The sequence below is a fragment of the Streptomyces sp. NBC_00328 genome, assembly GCF_036139655.1.
In the GTDB taxonomy this organism is placed as follows: Bacteria; Actinomycetota; Actinomycetes; order Streptomycetales; family Streptomycetaceae; genus Streptomyces.
In genome coordinates, this window is sequence record NZ_CP108013.1 from 1781594 (window position 1) to 1803897 (window position 22304).

Here is a 22304-nt window from a genome sequence, read left to right on the forward strand (position 1 = left end):
GGGTTCCTTGTGAGTCGCGGAGGCGGTGGGTCAGTCGGTGATCTGGGCGCCGAAGCGGAATGCGTGGCCCGGGGTGCGTGGGGGCGCCACGTCGTTCACCGAAAGTTGCCCGGGTGACGCGTGGGGTTTGCGAACAGGAGACCAACGATGGGGTCGAACGGTTGTACGTGGTCGCAGAGAAAGCGTCGTACGTGCTTGAGCCTTGGTTTTCGGCAAGCTGTACCGCAACGGTGCGGGAGGTGGCGGCGGCCGAGGTGCCGCGCGGCAAGCTGGAATGTCCGGGCGGCTTTCAGAGGGCGTTTGAAGTAGGCGGATTGCCCTTTATGCCCTAGTAAGTGCCTCGCCAGGTGGGGGTGGTCTCGTCCGTTATGCGCCTGGTGAGGTTGTCAACGGAAGCGATGTGGATCATGGCTTCGGAGCTGGCGGTGAGGGTCTCGTAATCGCGGGCCAGGCGGCGGTGCATCATGATCCAACCGATACTCCGCTCGACCACCCAGCGTCTTTTCACGACGTGGAATCCGCGGGTGCCCGGGTTTCTGTTGACGACTTCGACATCGATTCCGAGGCGGGCGCCGTGCTCGACGACGGCGTTCTTGAAGCCGGTGTCAACCCAACTCTTGGAAATGGTCGGGTACTTCTCCTTCGCCTGGTCGAGGAGGCGCATTCCCAGGACGTTCTCCGAGAGGCCAGCCGCAGTGACGGTTACGGCAAGGATGAGGCCGATCGTGTCGGTGAGGATGCCTCGCTTCCGCCCGACGATCTTCTTGGCCGCATCCGTTCCCTGGCTGGTCAGGGGTACGTTGCTGGAGGTCTTCACGCTCTGAGTGTCGATCACGGAGGCGGTCGGCTCGGGCTTGCGCCCCTCCTTCACCCGGGCCAGTCCCGTCAGGTCGTAATTGAGCTGGGCAAAGATTCCTTCGTCCCGCCACGCGGCGTAGTAGGCATAGACGGTGCCATGGTTCGGGAAGTCGTGCGGGAGGTATTTCCAGGGGATTCCGGTGCGGTTCACGTAGAGGATCGCGTTGAAGACGTCGCGTAAATCGACCTTGGCCGGCCGCCCGGTCGGCCTGCGGTCGAGCCGGGCCTTTCTCCAGGCCGTCAACGTCGGCTCGATCAGGGCCCATCGGGCGTCAGACAGGTCGCTGGGGTACGGCTTGCGCTCGCTCACGGCGTAGCGTGATCACGACTGAGGCGGAGGGCCTGGTTCCGCTGCCCATCAGGCGATTCCGTGGCATCTTAAAACCAGACAGACTTCCGGGTATAGAAGCGAACAAGACGCATGACCAAGCCTCCGCCCCGGAGAAGGTCATTCGACGCCTACGGGATGAAAGCCCTTGAAGCAGGGCAGGAGCGAGAGCCGCATATAGGGCTTGACCTGCATAAACGCCCTCTGAGAGGGTGTTTAGCGCCTATTTAGGTTGTTATACGGCGGTTTGGATCTCGGCTTGTCTGGGAGTGCTGAGGCTGGCGTGAGTGATGGTGCACGAGTTGCCGTTCCGGCGTCGCGTTGGCCCGGCTTCTCCTGTTTCATCCCAGGACGCCGGGTTGTGCGCCGTGTGCTTCGGGCGCCGATGTGTGCGCCCGGGCCTGCCGGGTCGTGGGTGGGTAGCCCGGAATCGTGCCTGAACGTCGCCGTTATCCCAGTGATCTGTCCGATGCCCGCTGGAAGTTGGTCGAGCCGGTCCTGACCGCCTGGCGGTCCGAGCGTCGCGGCCGCGGCCTGGACATCGGCCGGCCGCCCGATCACGACCTGCGGAGCCTGCTGGACGCGGTCCTCTATGTGAACCGGACCGGGATCCCCTGGCGCTATCTGCCGCACGACTACCCGCACTGGAACACCGTCTACGCCTACTTCGCCCGATGGCAGGAGGAAGGCGTCTTCGACCAGCTCAACAGCCTCCTGCGCCGACAAGTCCGCAGGCAGGAAGGCCGGAGCGAAGAACCGAGCGCGTGCGTCATCGACTCCCAGAGCGTCAAGACCTCTGCCAACGTCCCCGCCTCCGGGCAGGGTATCGACGCCGGGAAGAAGATCGTCGGGCGGAAGCGGAGCATCGTCATCGACACCGTCGGGCTTCTCCTCGGAGCGCTGGTCACCGCTGCGAGCGTGCAGGACTCGGTGGCCGGCCAGATCCTCATCGAACGGGTGGCCGCAGAGCATCCGACCGTCCGCAAGACCTGGGTCGACGGCGGCTACCGCCAGCACCTCGTCGAGCACGCCGCCACCCTCGGCATCGACATGGAAACCACTCAACGCAGGCCCGGGAAAAGGGGATTCACCCCCATCCCGAAACGCTGGGCGGTCGAGCGGACCTACGCCTGGCTCATGCTCCACCGCCGCCTGGCCCGCGACTACGAGACCCTGCCCGTCCGCTCCGAAGCCATGATCCACATCGCCATGACCGACCTCATGGCCCGCCGCCTCACCGGTGAGAGCGTCATCTCCTGGCGCGACCCAACACCACAGACCAAACACCAGATTCCGGGATGAAACAACGGGAGAAAACGACCTCTGATGGATGCCGAGTGGACGCGGTTGCGGAGGCCACGGCGCCGCCGAACCCGTCACCGGCCTCGGCGGCGCCCGGAACGCCCGAGCTGTTCTGATGCAGGACGCTCTTCTTGGTGGTGCTGAGACCGCTCGACGAGCTGTACAGAGCTCGGCGAGGTCGCGCTGAGCTGCCTTCTGCCGGTCGTCAGTACACCCCTGTGCCAGGGCGACGACTTCCTGGCGGGGCGACTTGAGCTTCCTGTTCGTTGAACAGCGTGTCCCCGTACGGATCCACCCAGCCGAGCTTGCCCGAGCTGTTTCGGTCGAGAGTGCTCAGCATCCTCGCCAACGCTTCACCGTGCTCGTACGAGCCCGGCAGAAGGGTGTCCCGGAACGACCCCTTTCGCCTTGGACGCCCGGAGTGCAGCTCCAGCTCGATACCCATGACCTCTCCCTCGGTCTCAGACACCGAAGTTTCGCAGAGATCAATTGGCGGAGGCGACCTGGGCCAAGGGCTGATCCGGCGAACGAGTATCCCGCGCGCCCAGGCTGTTCAGGCCGGGGCGGACCCGTGCCCCGCTGTCGCCGAGGATGCGCGGCGCCGCGTTGCCGTGGAGACTCGGGATACCGGCGCGAGAAGGAACACCACTCGACGGGAGACGGCCGCGCATGGCGACACTCATCGCGGTGAACGTGGGGTTGCCCCAGGATGTGGCCTGGAAGGGCCGCACCACTCGCACAGGCATCTGGAAGCGGCCGGTCGAAGGACCGCGCATGGTCCGGCGGCTCAACATCGACGGTGACGGGCAGGGTGACCTGGGCGGTCACGGCGGCCCCTTCCGTGCTGTCCTGGTCTACCAATTGGACTCCTACCGGTACTGGCAGGACCATCTGGGGCGGGACGACTTCGTCCACGGTCAGTTCGGGGAGAACTTCACGGTCGACGGCCTGCCGGACGACGAGGTCTGCATCGGGGACCGGTACCGCATCGGGGACGCGCTGTTCGAGGTCACACAGCCTCGGGTGACGTGCTACCGCGTGGGCCTGCGCATGAACGAACCCCGGATGCCCGCTCTGCTCGTGGCCCACGGCCGTCCCGGCTTCTATCTGAAGGTGCTGGCCGAAGGACTCGTGCAGGCGGGTGACGACATCATCAAGATCGCCGACGGTCCGGGGGGCATGACCGTGGCGGACATCGATGCCCTCCTGTACAAGGCCGACCACCCCCAGGCGCATCTCGAACGGGCCCTGCGCATCACCGCGTTGAGCCCCGGCTGGCGGGCCTCCATGCAGTTGCTCCTCGATGAGGCCCACGGCACCGGGGCGTCCACCGGCAATGCCGGGCTGACCGGCGCGGGGGCGGTTCCCCCACCGGCCTGGCAGGGATTCAGGCCTCTCACGGTCACCGCGATCGTCCCGGAGAGCTCCGACGTCTTCTCGCTCCTCCTCGGTGCCCCGGACGGTGATCCGCTCCCCGCCGCCCTGCCCGGCCAGTTCGTCACGGTCCGCATGCAGCCGGACCCGCAGGGCCCTTCCCTCATCCGCAGCTACTCCCTGTCGGGGCAGCCCGGTGACCCGTCGTACCGGATCAGCATCAAGCAGGAACCACACGGCGTCGGCAGCGCCTATCTGCGGCGGCACGCCGCCGTCCACGACACCCTGGACGTGGCGGCGCCCCGAGGGGCCTTCGTGCTCGGTGAGACCTCGGCGCCGGTGGTGCTGATCTCGGCGGGGGTAGGAGTCACTCCCGTCCTGGCCATGCTGCACAGCCTGGCCGCGATGAAGCACCCCCATCAGGTGTGGTGGATCCACGGAGCACGCGACGGAGTCGAACATCCGTTCGCTCGGGAGGTCGGCGCCCTGCTTTCGGGTCTGCCCGCGGGCCATCGCTACATCGCCTACAGCCGTCCGCGTGACGACGACCGCCTCGGCGAGGACTACGACGGTGTCGGCAGGCTGTCCGGCGCGGTCCTGACCGGCCTGGACCTGCCGCCGGAGGCGCGGGCGTACGTGTGTGGGCCGACCGCGTTCATGGACGACATGACCGCGGCCCTGGTGGGCTGCAGGCTGGAGCCGTCGCGGATCCATACCGAGATCTTCGGGTCGGTCTCCGCGATCACGCCCGGCGTGCTGCCGGCCGACGCCCGCGCTCCCCACGCGCCCGCCTCGCCGCCCGGGCCGGGCACCGGGCCGTCCGTCTCGTTCGCCCGCAGCAGCCTCACCGTGCCCTGGGACTCCGGCTACGGCACTCTCCTCGATCTGGCCGAAGCCTGCGACGTTCCCGTCCGGTGGTCCTGCCGCAGCGGGGTCTGCCACACCTGTGAGACCGCCCTCGTCTCCGGCCGGGTCGACTATTCCCCCGACCCTATCGACGCCCCGGCCGACGGCAACGTTCTCATCTGCTGCTCGCGGCCCCACCAGGACGTGATCATCGATCTCTGACCATAGGTGGCCACGTAAGCCGGGTCGTCCACGTGTACGTGCCGGACTCCGCGGGCCGGCGTCATTCGGGTCCTGGCGGCGAATGAGTGGAGGCGAACCCTTAGCCTGAGTTGCCATGAGTCACAGCGGTTCGCAAGCGGCGGCATTCTTCCGAGACGTCAGTCGAAGCAGGGTGGTCTGGTTCGTCCGGGATGACGACGGATCGCCGACTCGCCTCGCCGCGGACGGCACACGCAGCCTTCCCTTCTGGTCGACCTCGGCCCGCGCCCAGAGGGCAGCGAAGATCTGGGGGAACGGCCTACGCGTTGAATCCCTGTCGCTGGACACCTGGCGCGATCGCAAAATGCCCGATTGCGCCAGGGACGGCCTCAAGATCGGCATCAACTGGAGTGGGCCACGCCTGATCGGCTGGGACTTCACCCCCCAGGGGGTTCTCAACCGACTGGCGGTGGCCGGCTAGGCCGGTGGCTGCGACGACGACGCCGTCCGGTGGAGGCACGTACCCAACTACGCAGTGCCGTCATGGGGTTCGACCAGTGCGGTGCCGACGTGTGGACCGAGCAGGCCGACGCCGAGCTCAGGGCGGCCGGAGAGGCGCCCACCGCCGTGACCTCCCCTCGATCCGAGACAGGACGGCTGGCCGAGCTTACCCCGCAGCAGCGCCCAGTCGGTGGCCCAAGGCGCCACCAACCGCGAAGTGGCACGCCAGGTGTCGATCAGCACTCCCACGGTCGAGTACCACCTGCGCAACATTTTCACCCAGCTCGGAGTCCGCTCCAGGTCGGCCTTGGCCCCGCACCTCGACCTTGATCGCGTCGATGGACCCCACGAGCGCGCGGTCTGCCAGGCCCACGACGTATGAGGATGAGCGAACTGCCTCCTCCCAGGCGTAGGGACTGCGGTGGTGGTTCTTGTGCCCCGCGGCGAGGACGTGGCGCACTTCGGCCAGGTGCCAGGTGCCAGGTGTTTGAGGAGAGATCCAGTTGGTCGAGCAGGGCCAGCGTGGCAGCCGGTTCCAAGTCGCAGTAGACGCCGTGGAAGCTCGCCCGAAGACCGAGAAAGACGGCTGAGTGCAGGGTGGGAAGCCGCAGGGCGGTGCGATACGTCGACTCCTTCGTGGTGGCCGAGCGATTGGAAACCCTGCTGCTCCGAGCCCGTCGGGTTCTGCGGTGTTCGGGCCCGGTGCGCTGGACGGCCGGCCTCCGCGAACCGGATTTCGCACGTCACCAAGTAGTCGTCGAGGAGGTCCACTCATCCCAAGGCCAACCGCACGTGGTCGGCCGCATTCAGGTCTTCGGGGAACACGTCAGTAGCCCAGGAATGCGCCACCTGGTCGGCTGTGAGCAACACATCAGGCTTCTCGTCGCTCACCCATCCGTCGCGCACTTCGACCATCGCGTCGCCGGCGCAATGCCGAAAACTTGTCACCCACTGCGGGGAGTTGCCGGGTTCGCGTCCTCGGAGGGCGTTCCTCAACGTCCCTTGATACTGCGAAATGTCCGACAGCGACCTGCGCTTCCTGAGGTGCGCCGTGATGTCCGTTGAGGATCGCAGTCAAGGTGTCCATCCTATGGATGGCCGGTGAACTTCCGGTGACGCAAAACTGCCCCTAGGCGCTGAGTGGAGGGGCGCATTCCGAGCCCCTTCCGAATCATGTCCTCTGGGGAATTCTCTTGATCACGAAACGGTCCGGCGGCCGTCACCGTCGCCGGATACGCCTTGCCCTGCCCGTCGCCGCCGCAGGCGTCGCCGCGGCCCTAGCCGCCGCGATGATGACCTCGTCCGCCGGCGCGGCCACCGCCCTGCCGACCCCGACGGTCGCGCCGGCCATCGGCTCGACCTCGCTCTCCACCCTGGAGAAGCGCGTCGCGGGCGCCATGGCCGACGACGGCGCCAAGGCCCGCGCGACCGCGAAGTCGTCGCTGAGTGGCGGCACCGTCACCTCGGGCGTCGACCCCAAGGTCATCGGCGGCACCACGACCACCATCACCACCGCCCCCTGGATGGCGCAGCTCTGGTACCACGACGACCGGGGCACCACCGACACCACCGCCGACGACGTGAGCTTCTTCTGCGGTGGCAGCGTCGTGGCGCCGACGAAGATCCTGACGGCAGCCCACTGCCTCATGAACGAAGACAACCAGATGTACGACTGGCAGGCCCACGGTGCCGTCGTCACCGGTACCGACCAACTGCCCACCACGTCCGCCGGCACCACGGACCTGCACGGCGGCCAGGTCACGGCCGTGCTGCGCCAGTGGAAGCACTCCGAGTACGCCCCCATGGACAAGGAGGTGGCGGAGAACGCCGGCGACCTTGGTGTGCTCACCCTCGACGCTCCGGTCAAGGCCACACCGATCCGCATGGTCGAGGCCGGCGACACCGCCTCGTACGCCGTCGGCACGAAGGCCAAGGTCTACGGGTGGGGCCGTACCAGCTCCACCATCCAGGACCTCTCCCAGACCCTGCGGACGGCTTCGCTGACCCTCCACGCCGACAGCACCTGCTCGGGCCTCTACGACACCTCTTTCGCTTCGAAGCAGATGGTCTGCGCCGGCACACAGAGCGGCAGCGACAGCGGTACCACCGCGGCGTGCAACGGCGACTCCGGTGGCCCGCTCGTGGTGGGCGGCCGGCTCGCCGGAATCGTCTCCTGGGGCGTCAAGGACTGCGTGGCGAAGGGCTACTCCAGCGTCTTCACGAAGCTTGCCGTCTACTACGTCGGCGATGCCTACGCCCATGTCGACGACGTGAGCCTGAGCATCTTCAACAAGAAGCCCGACGGCAAGGCCGACCTCTTCGTCCGCGAGGCCTCCACGAAGACGGGCTACGAGAAGGACTCCAACGGCACCGGCTTCGGCGCCCGTGCCTCCTGGGGCAACTGGGGCGGCGTCAACATGGTCGTCCAGACGGACCTGAACCGGGACGGCTTCCAGGATCTGATCTACCGGGTCAGCTCCAGCGGTGACGTGTACTGGGAGCACTTCGTGCTCAACAGCGCCCGTACGGGCGGCTCATGGACCGACACGAAGATCGCCACCAACTGGAAGACCCGCACCCGGATCATCACGCCGGGTGACGTCAACGGTGACTACCTGCCCGACCTCCTGTCCGTCGACTCCGGCGGCACCATGTGGGTCTACCCGGGCAAGGGCAACGGCACCTTCGGCACCCGCTACTCGGTCCGCACCGGCTGGAACCAGTACAACTCGGTACGCGGTCACGGTGACTTCACCGGCGACGGCAAGGCCGACCTGCTCGCCCGCCAGTCGGGCAGCGACGACCTGTACCTGTACAAGGGCACCGGCAAGACCGGCTCCGAGGCGTTCTCCTCCCGCATCAAGGTGCGCAGCGCCTGGACCGGCTACAACGCCTTCGACGCGGTCGGCGACATCACCGGTGACGGCAAGGCCGACTTCCTGGCCCGCACCCCCGGCGGCACGCTCTATCTCTACAAGGGCACCGGAAAGGCCACCAGCGAGATCTTCTCCGCCCGGGTCTCGGTCGGCAACGGCTTCCAGTGGTACGACGTCTGGGGCTGAGATCCGCAGGCAGGAATCAGTTCCGGAACGGGGCGGCGAGGGTCGGTGTGTGTACGACTCGCCGGAATGTGAGTGGATCTTTCAAGGTGCACAGCGCGTTCACGGCGGCCCTCGCCGCCGCCCTTCCGCTGTTCGGCGCGGTCACCTGGCTGCCGAGCGGCCTGCGTCGGCGGACTGCGGGAGCTGTCTATGTCGTTGCCCGCTGCACGCGGTAGCTCCAGTGCGCGAGTGACCGGATGACGGTTTCGGCCCCGATGGGGTTGGCGCTGTGGACGAAGACCGTTCCGATCTCGAAGGGCCGTCCGTTGAAGGTGGCTTCTTCGAGGAGGGTGACCACCGGCATGATGGTGTCGTCGCCGCCCAGGTCGTGGTCGAGCCACAGCTCGTCGATGAAGCTGTCGCGATGCTCTTCCAGGAGCCGGACACCTTCACCACTGGTGCGGGCGATCCTTGTGCATCGGGGGAGCGGTCGAAGGTCGTCTATCCCGAGGATGACGGGCATCGACGCGGTGGGGGCTTCGCTCATCGGGCCATTGTCACAGCACGTGGGTGGGCAAGCGCGAGGCATTGAAGTTCAGGATCCGTCCGGATTCCTTTCCCCCGTCAAGGCGGACCGGAAGCGACGAGCCTCCGCGCGTCATGACAGCGGCTGGGCCTTCGGCACCGTCCACTCCGCCGGTGTCTGCGGCGTCTTCGAGGTGTACAGCACCCGTACCGGCCGTCGTTCTGCCGGCACCGCGAACACCGTCTTCCCGCGAACGCACGTGCCGGCCTTCACGGTCGCCATGCGGGGATACTCCGGCCGCGGGAAGTCGTCGTACGTCACGCCGACCAGCTTGACGCGCACTCCGTCCGCGTACGCGAGCACCCATGAGTTGCGGGTGACCACGGCGAAGCCGTTCTTCAGGCACGCTTTGATCTCGACAGCGGCCCACGTGTACCCGGTCGCACCGGACTCCTCGTCGGCGGACCGTCGGAAGTCGAACTTCCCCTGCTCGTAACGGAGTACGGGTAGTGGATTGCGGTCCCTGCATGGTCGGCTGGACCGGTCAGAGACAGGCTTCATTGACGGTCCGACCCGATGGTGGCTGCCCTCGCCTTCTTCGGAAAACAACCGTCGATTGTGTGCTTCCCGTGGCGTGGGGAGTTGCCCAGGCGTGGTCTCGGAGTTCGCGACCTCTCCTCAAGGGGGTGCGCTCGCGCAGCTGTTGTCAGAACAGCCGCGCGTCGTCCTGCTGATCAGGTTGTTCGGTCCGCTCCGGCCGCCACTTCCACCCCGGGCGCGCTTCGAGTTCCCCGACCCGGGTAGCCGGGACCTTTCCCTGCTGATAGGCGGCACGGATAGAAGCGACTTTGGCCCCGAGCGGATACCCGTCCTCCATGTGTCCGTACGGGGCGCGGGCATGGCCGGTTCGGGCGACGAACGAATCCAGGGCATCGGTGAACATCTGCCAGCGGAATGCACTCCAGTCCCACACCCACCCGGGTACCGCTTCGAGTAGCTGGATCTGCACTGGGGGAAGCTTCCCGGCGCGGTACAGGCGCCGCTGTTCCATGACCCACCCGCCCAACGCGCAGTCGCCCTCCCAATGGGTGCCGGTGGGACGGCCGTGCCCTTCCCGTCCCGCGAATATACGAAGGGCCTGCAGTCGCTCCTCGAATCGCGGGGGCGGGGGGACTGGGTCGCATGATCGTGTTACGACCTCGTAGCAGTGCGTCAAGCCAACTAGCTATTGATCAGAAACTCATGGGGTTCTCGTCCAGGACGTAGCGGACGTGTGGGCCGCCGAAGTAGCCGCGGACGATGTGGGGTTGGCGTTGGCGTCTGCGGAAGAAGCGACGGGTCTCTGCGGCGAGTTCGGCCTGATCCCGGACTCGGTGCTGCCTGGGCAGACTGTGTTTGAGGTCGGCATTGACCAGTTCGTCGGGGTTCAGCTCGGGTGAGTACGGCGGTAGGAAGTGCAGCTCGACGTCGTTGGGGTGAGCGGCGAGCCAGGCCCGGACTTTCCGCGAGCGGTGGGCGGAGTGCCCGTCGACCACGAGGTGGATCTTGTGGTCGAAGTGGCCGGCGCGCCGGTCCAGGAAACGGCACATCACCTCGGAGGTGAAGCTCTCGGTGAAGACCATGAAGTGCATCCGGCCCTTGGTGCTGATCGCCGACATCGCGTTCACCGAGAACCGGTTGCCCGTGCGCCGCACGACGGGCGTCTTCCCCTTCTCGCCCCAGGTCCGTCCGGTGACCTGGTCGGCGAAGAGGGCCTCGCCGCCCTCGGCTTTCGCCTTCGCGCGAATCCTCGGCCAGGTCTCGGCATGCCAGTGCGCGACGGCCTCGGGATCCTGCTCGATGGCCCGCTTGTCCGGCCGCTGGAAGGACAGCCCCCAACGCTTGAGGTACTTGCCCACACCAGGCTCCGGTCGGCGTCAGCGGGACATTACGGTGGAACACGAGGGCCTCCTGCGGTCAGGCGTAGATGTCGCAATCCACACCGAACCCAGAAGGCCCTCACCTGTTCAAGCACCCAGCACGCGTGTCACCAACATCCCGGGACAGCACAGCTAGCGCCGGGGCTCGCTCCTGCCTCCATGGGAGACGAATGGGAGAACGATCTTGCCCATCAGGGCCAAGTAAAGCTAACTCAGGCTAGATGCGTGCAAGACGTTCCAGCAGGAAAGCAGCTGACCAGCGACTTTCCAGGTTGCACCGTTGATCCAGACGATCACGATTCCCCCTCTTCTGCTGGACCCCTGAGGCTTGCCCGCTCCACCCTGCCACGGAAACCAGCCGCTGATGAGGGCACCGGCAAGGCGACGCCGGTGCCCCCGTGGCGGGGACACCGGCGTGACGCGGCGGTCCTTCAGCCGTTCTGGTCGCCGAGGGTGCCCTCGGCGACCGCCAGGCTGTCGGTACCGGCGGTGTGATCGACCGAGCTGAGCGTGTCGTTGGCGTTCAGATCGCTCAGGGTGTCCCCGCTCAGGGCGTGGGACGGGGTGATCGCCGCGACGACGAACCCGGTGGCGAGGGAGGCGATGGCGAGCATGCTGCGCTTCTTCATGCCCGGTTCAACTACGAAGGCCGGACGGAGTCACGGTGCACCGGCCACGTTCATCCGGACACCTCCACCGCGGACCGTGCCTGGGCACCACCAGGTCAGACCCGAGCCCAACCCGACACCTCCCGCTCACGCCCGAGCCCAACCCGGCACCATCAGGTCACGCCCCACCCCACCGGATCAGAGGCGTGCCCGGCCCGAGGCCACCGCACGGCAGGCGTGACGAGCTCAAGGCGGCCACCGAATCAGACGGGTGACAGGCCCGACGCCACCGCACCACACGCGTGACGGGCTCAAGGCCACCGAATCAGAGGCATGGCAGGCTCGACGCCACCGGATCAGACGCGGGCCGCAGCCGAGCGCGAGCTGCGGGTGAGTGCCGCCGCGGCCGCGCCGACCAGCCCGGCGTCGGTGCCCATCAGGGCGGGCTTCACGGTCAGCCGCTGGACGAAGGACAGCGTCGCGTAGTCGGCCAGGGCCCGGCGCAGCGGTGCGAGGAGCACGTCGCCCGCCTTGCCCACTCCCCCGCCGATCACGGCGATGTCGATCTCGACCAGGGTCGCGGTCGCCGCGATGCCCGCCGCGAGAGCCTGCGCGGCCCGCTCGAAGGAGGCCACGGCGACCGGGTCACCGGCGCGGGCCGCTTCGGCGACCGCCGCGGCCGAGGTGTCGCCGTCGGGACCGGGCCGCCAGCCCGCCTCCAGCGCACGGCGGGCGATGTTCGGGCCGCTGGCGATGCGCTCGACGCAGCCCCGGGAGCCGCACGGGCACAGATCGCCGTCCAGGTCGACACTGATGTGCCCGATGTGGCCCGCGTTTCCGGTGGGACCCGCGTGCAGCTGCCCGTTCAGGACGAGCCCGCCGCCCACGCCGGTGGACACCACCATGCACAGCGCGTTGTCGTGGCCCCGGGCGGCGCCCTGCCAGTGTTCGGCCGCGGTGATCGCCACACCGTCGCCGATCAGCTCGACGGACAGCCCGCCCGCGGCCTCGGAGGCCCGCTCGACCAGCGGGTAGCCCCGCCAGCCGGGGACGTTCACCGGGCTCACCGTGCCCGCGGAGGCGTCCACCGGCCCGGCACTGCCGATGCCCAGGGCTCCGGCCCTGCTCCACAGCGGGGAGACCGCGAGCTCACCGATGACGTCCTCGACGGCGCGCATCACGGTGTCGCCGTCCTCCTTGGCCGGCGTCGGGCGCTGCGCGCGCAGGAGAATCCGGCCGTGGCCGTCCACCAGCGCTCCGGCGATCTTGGTGCCGCCGATGTCGAGCGCGGCCACGAGGTCGGTGTGCATCAGTTTCAGGTCTCCCATGGGGTGTCGTGACGGGCCCGCCGCGCCGCGGGTCCGGGGCCTCCGGCCGGGAAAGGTTCAGGATCGGACCCCGTCGTACGCCGCGCGGGGTGCGCCGACGGACCACGGGGACCGTGCGCCCTGGGGAGACGCAGGCCGGAGATTGCGGTGGACAGTGTCTCCCGCATCTGACAACGTTGTCCAGGCTCTATGCTCGACGCCACATCCTCATACAACCCCATGGACCTACGCATCCCCGTGGACGACAGGACAGGACAGCACATCGTGGCCGAGACCGCCCGCCGATCCGAGAACCGCTACGGAAACCGTCCGACCATGAAGGACGTGGCGGCGCGTGCCGGAGTCGGTCTCAAGACGGTCTCCCGCGTGGTCAACAGCGAGCCCGGGGTCACCCCGGACACGGAGCGGCGCGTCCAGGAGGCCATCGAGGCACTGGGCTTCCGCCGCAACGACAGCGCCCGGGTGCTGCGCAAGGGCCGTACGGCGAGCATCGGGCTGGTCCTGGAGGACCTCGCGGACCCGTTCTACGGGCCGCTGAGCCGCGCGGTCGAGGAGGTGGCCCGGGCGCACGGAGCCCTGCTGATCAACGGTTCCAGCGCGGAGGACCCGGACCGGGAGCAGGAACTGGTCCTCGCGTTGTGCGCGCGCCGAGTGGACGGGCTGGTCGTGATCCCGGCCGGCGACGACCACCGCTATCTGGAGCCGGAGATAAAGGCGGGCGTGGCCACGGTCTTCGTGGACCGCCCGGCCGGGCGGATCGACGCCGACGTCGTCCTATCGGACAGCTTCGGCGGCGCCCGGGACGGTGTCGCCCACCTGATCGCCCACGGCCACCGCCGGATCGGCTTCATCGGTGACATGCCCCGCATCCACACCGCCGCCGAGCGGCTGCGCGGTTACCGGGCCGCGATGGAGGACGCCGGGATACCGGTCGAGGACGACTGGATGTCCCTCGGCGTCACCGATCCGCAGCGGGTGCGCAAGGCGGCCGAGGACATGCTGTCCGGCCCCTCCCCCGTCACCGCGGTCTTCGCGGGCAACAACCGGGTCACCGTGACCGTCGTCCGGGTCATCGCCGAGCGCGGCCGTTCCGTCGCCCTCGTCGGATTCGACGACATCGAGCTCGCCGACCTCCTGGAGCCCGGGGTCACCGTCGTCGCCCAGGACGCCGCCGCCCTGGGCCGCACCGCCGCCGAACGCCTGTTCCGCCAGCTCGACGGCAGCCTCATCGCCCCGGAACGCATCGAACTCCCGACCCGCCTGATCACCCGAGGCTCGGGGGAACTGCCGCCGGCGCGCTGAGCTACGACCTCCGGCCGAACAGGGGGACGGACCCGCCCGCTCGGGCCCAGGGATCCCGTCCGCTCGGGCCCAGGCAGTGCCTGAGCCCCCCACGCGCGTTCCCCGGGAACCACGACGGCGGGACGAGTCACCGGCCAGGACGTGTCGTTACTGGCCCGACGTGGTCAGATCCCCACGCCGCGGCCGAGCGAACCCCTCCAGTTCGTGTCGGGTCAGGCCCGACTCGCGGGTCACCTCCGTCGGCGTCAGGGCGCCGCAGTCCAGGCCGCGGAGGAGGTAGCCGCTGAGGGCCTTGGCGGTGGCGGGTTCGTCCATGACGTCGCCGGAGGCGTGGCCGGCGTAGCGGGAGAGGCGGGCGGCGGCCTGTTCGAAGCCCTCCCGGTAGAAGGCGAAGACGGCCGCGTAGCGGGTGGGAATGTGGGCGGGGTGCATGTCCCAGCCCTGGTAGTAGGCGCGGGCCAGGGCGCGGCGGGTGAGACCGTAGTGCAGGCGCCAGGCGTCGTGGACCTTCTCGGTGGGGCCGACGGGCAGGACGTTGGTGGAGCCGTCCGAGAGGCGTACGCCGGTGCCGGCGGCCGCGACCTGCATGATCGCCTTGGCGTGGTCGGCGGCCGGGTGGTCGCTCGACTGGTAGGCGGCGGAGACGCCGAGGCAGGCGCTGTAGTCGAAGGTGCCGTAGTGCAGTCCGGTGGCGCGGCCCTCGGCGGCCTGGATCATGCGGGCGACGGTGGCGGTGCCGTCCGTGGCGAGGATGGCCTGGCTGGTCTCGATCTGGATCTCGAAGCCGATCCGGCCGGGTGCCAGGCCGCGGGCCTTCTCGAACTCCTCCAGGAGCCTGACCATCGCGGTGACCTGCCGCGCGTACGTCACCTTGGGCAGGGTGAGGACGAGGCCCTCGGGCAGGCCGCCCGCCTCCATCAGGCCCGTCAGGAAGATGTCGAGGGTGCGGATGCCCCGGTCGCGGACCGGCGCCTCCATGCATTTCATGCGGATGCCCATGTACGGGGCCGCGGTGCCGTTCTCGTACGCCTCGGCGATCAGCCGGGCCGCGCGGGCCGCCGTCGCGTCCTCCTCGGTGTCCGGGCGCGGGCCGTAGCCGTCCTCGAAGTCGACGCGCAGGTCCTCGACGGGTTCGCGCTCCAGCTTGGCGCGTACGCGGTCGTGGACGGGCCCCGCGAGTTCGTCGCCGAGGCCGAGGACGGCGGCGAAGGACGCGGCGTCGGGGGCGTGTTCGTCGAGGGCGGCGAGGGCACGGTCGCCCCAGGCGCGGACGGTGTCGGCGGCGAACGCGTCTCCGGGGACGTACACGGTATGGACGGGCTGGCGGGTGCCGGGGTCTCCTGGATAGCGGCGCTCCAGCTCGGCGTCGACGGGGGCGAGGGAGGCGCCGACCGCTTCGGTGACGGCGCCCGAGAGGGTCGTCGCCACCTTCTCCTGCTGACCCTGACCCATCCGGCACCCTCCTGTTTTCCGCAGTACGGAATCAACAATCCGTTGAATGAAGTTATCCGGCGGGCTTCCCGCGGGTCAACACCTTCTTGGACCGCGGGACACGCCACGGCCCCGCCGCGTTCACTCCCGCACCGGTCGCCCGGTACAGAATCCCGTCCCGGCCGCCCGGGACAGACTTTCCCGGTTCCTTCTTCCCCTCCCGTGGTGCGCGCCCCGTCCTGACTCGCGAGCGAAGGAGCACACGTGCCCGACTCCAGCAGAGTGATCCGACGCGCGGGGCTCAGAAACGCGGTGGCCGCCGCCGTCGCCCTGCCCCTGCTCACCACCGCGCGGGCCTCCGCCACCCGACGCCCCCGCCCCCGTCTCGACGTCATGACCTACAACCTGCGCTTCGCGAGCGCCGTGGAGCCCAACAGCTGGGCGGTACGCCGTCCGGTGATGCGCGAGCTGCTGCGCCGTACGCGGCCTCACGTCATCGGCACCCAGGAAGGCCTCTACCAGCAACTGCTCGACATCGAGGCCGACCTCGCGCCGCACTACGAGTGGATCGGCACCGGCAGGGAGGGCGGCAGCGGCGACGAGTCCGTGGCGCTCTTCTACGACACCCGGCGTCTGGCCCCGCTGGAGCACGACACGTTCTGGCTCTCCGACACTCCCCGGGTGATCGGCTCGAACACCTGGGGCGCCGCGCTCCCCCGCATCGCCACCTGGGTGCGCTTCCGCGACCTGGCGGACGGGGGACGGCAGTTCCACGTCCTCAACACCCACCTGGACCACGCAAGCCAGTACGCGCGGGTACGGGCGGCCGCTCTCGTCGCCGAGCGGATCGCGGAGTTCGATCCGTCCCTGCCGTGCCTGGTGACCGGCGACTTCAACGCGCCGGCGCACCGGAACGAGGTCTACGACATCCTGCTGGGCGCCGGACTCGCCGACACCTGGGACACGGCCGCCTCGCGGAGCAGGCTCTACGCGACCTTCCACGGCTACGCGCCGCTGACGCCGGACGGCGACCGCATCGACTGGATCCTCGCGGGCCCCGGCGTCGAGGTGCACCGGGCGTCGATCGACACCTTCTCGCTGCACGGCCAGTTCCCGAGCGACCATCTGCCGGTGCGGGCCTCGCTGACCCTGGGATGAAGGGGGCCGGTGGCGGGATGCTCCTCGGATGCGCGAAGGCCCCCGCGACCGGTGCGGTCGCGGGGGCCTTCGTCAGCGCTGCGGGGATCAGCCCTTGCGGGTGTTGATCTCCTCGGTGAGCTGCGGGACGACGTCGAAGAGGTCGCCGACCACTCCGTAGTCGACCAGGTCGAAGATCGGCGCCTCGGCGTCCTTGTTGATCGCCACGATCGTCTTCGAGGTCTGCATGCCGGCGCGGTGCTGGATGGCGCCGGAGATGCCGGAGGCGATGTAGAGCTGCGGCGAGACGGACTTGCCGGTCTGGCCCACCTGGTTGGTGTGCGGGTACCAGCCGGCGTCCACCGCGGCACGCGAGGCACCCACGGCGGCACCGAGCGAGTCGGCGAGGTTCTCGATGATCGAGAAGTTCTCGGCGCCGTTGACGCCACGGCCGCCGGAGACGACGATCGCGGCCTCGGTCAGCTCAGGGCGGCCGGTCGAGGCGCGCGGCGTGCGGGCGGTGACCTTGGTCCCGGTGGCCTTGTCGGAGAAGGTGACCGCGAGGGCCTCGACGGCGCCGGCGGCCGGGGCGGCCTCCACGGCGGCCGAGTTCGGCTTGACCGTGATGACCGGGGTGCCCTTGGAGACACGGGACTTGGTGGTGAAGGAGGCGGCGAACGCGGACTGCGTGGCGACCGGGCCCTCGTCACCGGCCTCCAGGTCGGTGGCGTCGGTGATGATGCCCGAGCCGATGCGGACCGCGAGGCGGGCCGCGATCTCCTTGCCCTCGGCGGAGGACGGGACGAGCACGGCGGCCGGGGAGACGGCGTCGTACGCGGCCTGGAGCGCGTCCACCTTCGGCACGACGAGGTAGTCGGCGTACTCGGCGGCGTCGTGCGTGAGGACCTTCACCGCGCCGTGCTCGGCGAGCGCGGCGGCGGTGTTCTCGGCGCCGGAGCCGAGGGCGACGGCGACGGGCTCGCCGATGCGGCGGGCCAGCGTCAGCAGTTCGAGGGTGGGCTTGCGGACGGCGCCGTCCACGTGGTCGACGTAGACGAGAACTTCAGCCATGGGAATGATCTCCTGCGGATTGCGAAGTCTGAGGGGCGGTAAGCGGGGTGGCCGTGATCACTGCGCCGGGCCGTGGACAGAGCCCCGGACCGTCGGCGACTAGATGAACTTCTGGCCAGCGAGGAACTCGGCGAGCTGCTTGCCGCCCTCGCCCTCGTCCTTGACGATCGTGCCTGCGGTGCGCGCCGGACGCTCGGTCGCGGAGTCGACCTTGGTCCAGGCACCCTCGAGGCCGACCTCGTCCGCCTCGATCTCCAGGTCCTCCAGGTCCCAGGACTGAACCGGCTTCTTCTTCGCGGCCATGATGCCCTTGAAGGACGGGTAACGCGCCTCGCCCGACTGGTCGGTCACCGACACGACCGCGGGCAGGGAGGCCTCCAGCTGCTCGGAGGCGGTGTCGCCGTCACGGCGGCCCTTGACCACGCCGTCCTCGACCGAGACCTCGGAGAGCAGCGTGACCTGCGGGACACCCAGGCGCTCGGCCAGCAGCGCCGGGACGATGCCCGCGGTGCCGTCCGTGGACGCCATGCCCGAGATGACCAGGTCGAAGCCGGCCTTCTCGATCGCCTTGGCCAGCACCAGCGAGGTGCCGACGGCGTCGGTGCCGTGCAGGTCGTCGTCCTCGACGTGGATGGCCTTGTCGGCGCCCATGGACAGCGCCTTGCGCAGCGCGTCCTTCGCGTCCTCGGGGCCGACGGTCAGCACGGTGATCTCTGCGTCGTCCGCGTCATCGGCGATCTGCAGCGCCTGCTCGACGGCGTACTCGTCGAGTTCGGACAGCAGGCCGTCCACGTCGTCACGGTCGACGGTCAGGTCATCGGCGAAGTGCCGGTCGCCAGTGGCGTCGGGCACGTACTTCACAGTGACAACGATCCTCAAGCTCACGCCGGCTCTCCTACTGCATCGTCATTTCTGGGCTGCCTTCTTTCAGGCAGCATAGGCGCCTGAAGCGGCCGATCCCGGTCGGGGCGGCCCGCGCTCCGAACGAAATATTACTCACCAGTACACCCACTGGGCGCACACTAAGCAAGCGCTTTGGACTGTGACCTTCGCAACGCTGTGTAACCAGTGAGTAGAACCGATCAGTAGCAAACCCACTGCCCCCGGCCTGCGGGTTCAGTCGCGCAGGCCGTTGAACCGGCCCTGGTGGTACAGGAGGGGTCCGCCGGCACCCGAGTGATCGCCCAGTACGACCTCCGCCAGGACGATGCGGTGATCGCCCGCCGGCACCCGGGCCACGACACGGCACACCAGCCAGGCGAGGACGTCGTCGAGCACGGGAACTTCCTCGGGCCCCTTACGCCAACGGGTGGGCGCCCCGAACCGGTCGGCGCCGCTGCGGGCGAAGGTGGCGGCCAGCTCCCGCTGGTGTTCGCCGAGCACATGCACGCCGACATGGCCGGCCTCGGATATCGCGGGCCAGCTGGAGGCGCCGGTGCCGATGCCGAACGAGACGACCGGGGGCTCGGCCGAGACCGAGGTGAGCGAGGTGGCGGTGAAACCGACGGGACCGCGGGCACCCGAGGCGGTGATCACGGCCACACCGGCCGCGTGCCGCCGGAACACGGAGCGCAGCAGATCCGGTGAGGCGGGCCGTGGGGTACCGAGGCCGGGCATGGCCGTCATGGAGCTGTCCTTCTGCGAGAGCCGACGTGAGGTTCCCGCCGCTCGGGCGGAACCGGGAGCGGGAAGCGGTCCGTGGCCGCTCAACGGCCCGGACCGCGCGCACCCGCGGTGCGGGCCGGGTCCACGTCGACGAGCTCGGGGAGAAGGATTTCCGGTGACATACGGTCAGGCTGACGAGAGGCGACGGGCGCAGTCAAGGGCGTACCGGCATGTGGGAGATGCCTCACCATGATCGCCATGGGTCAGACGGCCTCGCCGAGCGCCGCGATGACGTCCGCCCTGCGCGGCTGCCCCGTCGCCCGCCGCACGATGCGCCCGCCGGCGTCGAGCACGAGCACGGTCGGTGTCTTGAGGATGCCGAGATCGCGTACGAGGTCCAGGTGGTCCTCGGCGTCGATCTCCACGTGCGACACGCCGGAGACCATTCCGGCCACCTCGCCCAGAACCCGCCGGGTGGCCCGGCAGGGGGCACAGAAGGCGCTGGAGAACTGCACGAGCGTGGCCCGTTCCCCGAGTGCCTGACCCAGCTCCGCCGCGCCGAGCCGCTTTCCGCCGTCACGTCCGCGCACGCGGACCCTCCCGCTCCGCCGCCGGTGCAGCACTCCGTAGACGCTCGCCGCCGCGAGCACCAGCACACACACCACAAGTCCGTTCATCACATGCACAAGCATTCATGAGACCGCAAAGATTCCCGGGGCCACCCGGCGTACTCCATACGGAATGCTTGATTCGTGACTCCTCCCCCTCGTAACGAGGGGGCTTCCCACTCGGCTCCAAGGAGTTTCATGACGGCCGAGCCCTGACCGCTGCCGAAGGCAGATGCAAAGCGTACTACGCCGTTTCGCGGCTCCGGCCGGGATTCCCGCACAAGGAGAGAGATGGACATCGATGTGAGAGGGCCGCGGTTCGGGGCGGCCGTGACGAGCGTCGTGCTGGCGGTGACGCTGATCACCGGAAGCGTCTGGCTGCTGGCGTGGCAGACGTTCGCCTTCGCCCTGGGCGCCGCGGGCGGTGTGACCCGCTCGCCGTACGGCTGGGTCTTCAGGAAAGCCGTACGGCCGCGGCTCGGCCCGCCGGCGGAGTTCGAGCCGCCGGAGCCCCCGCGGTTCGCGCAGGCGGTCGGCCTCGCCTTCGCGGCGGTGGGCCTGATCGGCTGGACCGTGGGGCCCGCGTGGCTGGGTTCGGCGGCAACCGCGTGCGCCCTCGGCGCGGCGTTTCTCAATGCCGCGTTCGGGTACTGCCTCGGGTGTGAGATGTACCTGGTCGTACGACGCGTGACGGTACGAGCAAAGTAAAGGTGAGTTAAAACCCCGAGGTGGATCAAGGGGCGACGTGACGAGGATCTCGCCGTTCCACGGCACCAGGGCTGGCCACCCGTCCGTTCTTCGGGCACGATCTGCGCATTGCCGTAAACCTACGGCAGCGTAACTTTCCCGCCGGGAGACCCCTTCCCAGGCAGAGAGAAGGGTCCACCCCGTCCATGGCAGAGCTTGTCTACCGTCCCGTCGTCGGCCTCGCCCAAACGCTCTTCAAGGCGTGGGACCTCAAGATCGACTGCAAGGGATCGGAGAACATTCCGCGCTCGGGCGGCGCCGTGCTGGTCAGCAACCACATCAGCTATCTGGACTTCATCTTCGACGGCCTGGCCGCTCTGCCGCAGAAGCGCCTGGTGCGTTTCATGGCGAAGGAGTCGGTCTTCAGGCACAAGATCTCCGGTCCGCTGATGCGGGGCATGAAGCACATTCCCGTGGACCGCCAGCAGGGCGAGACGGCGTACCAGCACGCGCTGGAGTCGTTGCGTTCCGGTGAGATCGTCGGCGTCTTCCCCGAAGCGACCATCTCGCAGTCCTTCACCCTGAAGAGCTTCAAGTCCGGTGCCGCGCGCATGGCCCAGGAGGCCGGCGTGCCACTCATCCCCGTGGCCCTGTGGGGCACGCAGCGGCTGTGGACCAAGGGTCACCCGAAAAACTTCAAGCGCAGCCACACCCCGATCACCATCCGGGTCGGCGAGGCGGTGGAGGCCCCGAAGGACCAGTACGCGGGCGCCATCACCCGGCGGCTGCGCGAGCGGGTCCAGGAGCTGCTCGAATCGGCCCAGCGCGCCTATCCCGTACGCCCCAAGGGGCCGGACGACACCTGGTGGATGCCCGCCCACCTCGGCGGCACCGCACCGACCCCGGAAGAGGTGCGCGCGGCCGAGGCCCGCTGACCCCTTCCCCTCACCGCGAGGGACGCTTCCTCCCGCCTCACAGCACGAGGGGAAGCGTCCGGAGCAGGACCTCCCGGCCCGGGGCGGCCTTCATGGCGCCGACCACGGCCGGGTGAGGTTCGGCGTACAGCTCCGGGTAGTCCAGCTCGCCACCGTCCGGGTCGGGCGTGAAGGCGAGCCGTTCGCCGTCGAGCGAGAACCGGGCGTCCACACCGGGCTTGTTGCCCCGGGGGTCCTGCCGGTGCCAGGCGCCGTCGAGACGTACGGCGACGAGACCGTGCAGCACCTCGAACTTCTGGTAGCAGAACGCGGTCGGAATGTCCTCGGCCCGCAGCAGCGCGGCCAGCGCGTGCGCCTTGGCGTGACAGATGCCCGTGCGCTGCTCCAGGACGTCGGAGGCACGCCAGGTGACCCGCGGATCGCCGGAATCGGCCGAGTGCGGGATGGTGTCCCGCACGAATGCGAACGCCGATCGCGCATAGGCATACGAGTCGACGGATCCCCTGGCGAGTCGCGCGGCTGTCTCGCGGACGAGGGGATGACCGTGGTCGACAACCTCGTCGGCGGCCAGATAGGCGGACAGGTCGCTTGTTCTCTGGATCAGCTCCATACCCGCAGAGCATAGGAATGCGGCCACCCGAAAGCAATAACTTTTCGGTTGGCCGCATACCCATGCATGCTGTGCGGTCCTCCTGC

Annotated in this window: 23 protein-coding genes; 9 read left to right on the plus strand and 14 right to left on the minus strand. The window is 68.9% G+C overall.

Features of this window, described 5'->3' with window-relative positions:
• Positions 1-328: 328 nt before the first annotated feature.
• Positions 329-1168 carry an IS5 family transposase gene (locus OG485_RS07660; RefSeq protein ID WP_328665209.1) on the minus strand — a complete coding sequence of 280 codons (840 nt, stop codon included), beginning with the start codon at positions 1166-1168 and terminating at the stop codon, positions 329-331.
• A 450-nt stretch (positions 1169-1618) separates the two neighbouring features.
• Between OG485_RS07660 and OG485_RS07665 the strand changes: the two genes are divergently transcribed.
• A complete protein-coding gene (locus OG485_RS07665) occupies positions 1619-2488 on the plus strand; it encodes an IS5 family transposase (protein WP_328665210.1) in 870 nt (289 codons plus the stop codon).
• Positions 2489-2693: 205 nt separating this feature from the next.
• Here the strand turns inward: OG485_RS07665 and OG485_RS07670 are convergent, their stop codons facing one another.
• Positions 2694-2933: a hypothetical protein gene (locus tag OG485_RS07670; protein ID WP_328665211.1), complete on the minus strand. Its 240-nt coding sequence runs from the start codon at positions 2931-2933 to the stop codon at positions 2694-2696.
• A gap of 224 nt (positions 2934-3157) precedes the next feature.
• On the opposite strand from OG485_RS07670, the gene OG485_RS07675 reads away from it, so the two are divergent.
• The 4 genes from OG485_RS07675 (at position 3158) to OG485_RS07690 (ending at position 8472) form a co-directional block, all read left to right on the plus strand.
• Positions 3158-4930 carry an MOSC and FAD-binding oxidoreductase domain-containing protein gene (locus OG485_RS07675; RefSeq protein WP_328665212.1) on the plus strand — a complete coding sequence of 591 codons (1773 nt, stop codon included), beginning with the start codon at positions 3158-3160 and terminating at the stop codon, positions 4928-4930.
• A 115-nt stretch (positions 4931-5045) separates the two neighbouring features.
• Entirely contained in the window at positions 5046-5390 is a 345-nt protein-coding gene (locus tag OG485_RS07680) for a DUF2750 domain-containing protein (protein ID WP_328665213.1), read from the plus strand.
• 237 nt (positions 5391-5627) lie between these two features.
• Positions 5628-5792 carry a LuxR C-terminal-related transcriptional regulator gene (locus OG485_RS07685; protein ID WP_328665214.1) on the plus strand — a complete coding sequence of 55 codons (165 nt, stop codon included), beginning with the start codon at positions 5628-5630 and terminating at the stop codon, positions 5790-5792.
• A gap of 907 nt (positions 5793-6699) precedes the next feature.
• A complete protein-coding gene (locus OG485_RS07690) occupies positions 6700-8472 on the plus strand; it encodes a trypsin-like serine protease (protein WP_328674270.1) in 1773 nt (590 codons plus the stop codon).
• A gap of 187 nt (positions 8473-8659) precedes the next feature.
• Here the strand turns inward: OG485_RS07690 and OG485_RS07695 are convergent, their stop codons facing one another.
• From OG485_RS07695 to OG485_RS07720, 6 genes are all read right to left on the minus strand, one after another.
• Complete coding sequence (locus OG485_RS07695) at positions 8660-8998, minus strand: cyclic-phosphate processing receiver domain-containing protein (protein WP_328665215.1); 339 nt, start codon at positions 8996-8998, stop codon at positions 8660-8662.
• A gap of 111 nt (positions 8999-9109) precedes the next feature.
• Positions 9110-9538 (minus strand): hypothetical protein, encoded by a 429-nt coding sequence (locus OG485_RS07700; RefSeq protein WP_328665216.1) that lies wholly within the window; start codon positions 9536-9538, stop codon positions 9110-9112.
• A 145-nt stretch (positions 9539-9683) separates the two neighbouring features.
• Positions 9684-10193, minus strand: a complete 510-nt coding sequence (locus OG485_RS07705) for a helicase associated domain-containing protein (RefSeq protein WP_328665217.1) — start codon at positions 10191-10193, stop codon at positions 9684-9686.
• A 16-nt stretch (positions 10194-10209) separates the two neighbouring features.
• Positions 10210-10875 (minus strand): IS630 family transposase, encoded by a 666-nt coding sequence (locus tag OG485_RS07710; RefSeq protein WP_328665218.1) that lies wholly within the window; start codon positions 10873-10875, stop codon positions 10210-10212.
• A gap of 452 nt (positions 10876-11327) precedes the next feature.
• Entirely contained in the window at positions 11328-11525 is a 198-nt protein-coding gene (locus OG485_RS07715) for a hypothetical protein (protein WP_328665220.1), read from the minus strand.
• A 335-nt stretch (positions 11526-11860) separates the two neighbouring features.
• Positions 11861-12814: an ROK family protein gene (locus OG485_RS07720; protein ID WP_328674271.1), complete on the minus strand. Its 954-nt coding sequence runs from the start codon at positions 12812-12814 to the stop codon at positions 11861-11863.
• A gap of 237 nt (positions 12815-13051) precedes the next feature.
• Here OG485_RS07720 and OG485_RS07725 point away from each other — a divergent pair, with 237 nt between their 5' ends.
• Positions 13052-14134 (plus strand): LacI family DNA-binding transcriptional regulator, encoded by a 1083-nt coding sequence (locus OG485_RS07725; protein ID WP_328665222.1) that lies wholly within the window; start codon positions 13052-13054, stop codon positions 14132-14134.
• Between the two features lie 147 nt (positions 14135-14281).
• Here the strand turns inward: OG485_RS07725 and OG485_RS07730 are convergent, their stop codons facing one another.
• Positions 14282-15586 carry a DUF6986 family protein gene (locus OG485_RS07730; protein ID WP_328665223.1) on the minus strand — a complete coding sequence of 435 codons (1305 nt, stop codon included), beginning with the start codon at positions 15584-15586 and terminating at the stop codon, positions 14282-14284.
• Between the two features lie 243 nt (positions 15587-15829).
• On the opposite strand from OG485_RS07730, the gene OG485_RS07735 reads away from it, so the two are divergent.
• Positions 15830-16723: an endonuclease/exonuclease/phosphatase family protein gene (locus OG485_RS07735; protein ID WP_328665225.1), complete on the plus strand. Its 894-nt coding sequence runs from the start codon at positions 15830-15832 to the stop codon at positions 16721-16723.
• Positions 16724-16810: 87 nt separating this feature from the next.
• Here OG485_RS07735 and OG485_RS07740 read toward each other — a convergent pair whose 3' ends face one another.
• From OG485_RS07740 to OG485_RS07755, 4 genes are all read right to left on the minus strand, one after another.
• Positions 16811-17773, minus strand: a complete 963-nt coding sequence (locus tag OG485_RS07740) for an electron transfer flavoprotein subunit alpha/FixB family protein (RefSeq protein ID WP_328665227.1) — start codon at positions 17771-17773, stop codon at positions 16811-16813.
• 99 nt (positions 17774-17872) lie between these two features.
• Complete coding sequence (locus tag OG485_RS07745; protein ID WP_328665229.1) at positions 17873-18658, minus strand: electron transfer flavoprotein subunit beta/FixA family protein; 786 nt, start codon at positions 18656-18658, stop codon at positions 17873-17875.
• A 231-nt stretch (positions 18659-18889) separates the two neighbouring features.
• Entirely contained in the window at positions 18890-19399 is a 510-nt protein-coding gene (locus OG485_RS07750; RefSeq protein WP_328455271.1) for a flavin reductase family protein, read from the minus strand.
• Positions 19400-19641: 242 nt separating this feature from the next.
• Positions 19642-20055, minus strand: coding sequence for a TlpA family protein disulfide reductase (locus tag OG485_RS07755; RefSeq protein WP_328674272.1), 414 nt, complete (start codon positions 20053-20055; stop codon positions 19642-19644).
• Positions 20056-20277: 222 nt separating this feature from the next.
• Here OG485_RS07755 and OG485_RS07760 point away from each other — a divergent pair, with 222 nt between their 5' ends.
• Together OG485_RS07760 and OG485_RS07765 are read left to right on the plus strand one after the other, a co-directional pair.
• Positions 20278-20694, plus strand: a complete 417-nt coding sequence (locus OG485_RS07760; RefSeq protein WP_328665233.1) for a DUF4395 domain-containing protein — start codon at positions 20278-20280, stop codon at positions 20692-20694.
• Positions 20695-20879: 185 nt separating this feature from the next.
• On the plus strand, positions 20880-21608 hold the full coding sequence (locus tag OG485_RS07765; RefSeq protein WP_328665235.1) for a lysophospholipid acyltransferase family protein: 729 nt from the start codon (positions 20880-20882) through the stop codon (positions 21606-21608).
• A 37-nt stretch (positions 21609-21645) separates the two neighbouring features.
• Here the strand turns inward: OG485_RS07765 and OG485_RS07770 are convergent, their stop codons facing one another.
• Positions 21646-22218 (minus strand): transglutaminase domain-containing protein, encoded by a 573-nt coding sequence (locus tag OG485_RS07770; RefSeq protein WP_328665238.1) that lies wholly within the window; start codon positions 22216-22218, stop codon positions 21646-21648.
• Between the last annotated feature and the right edge of the window lie 86 nt (positions 22219-22304).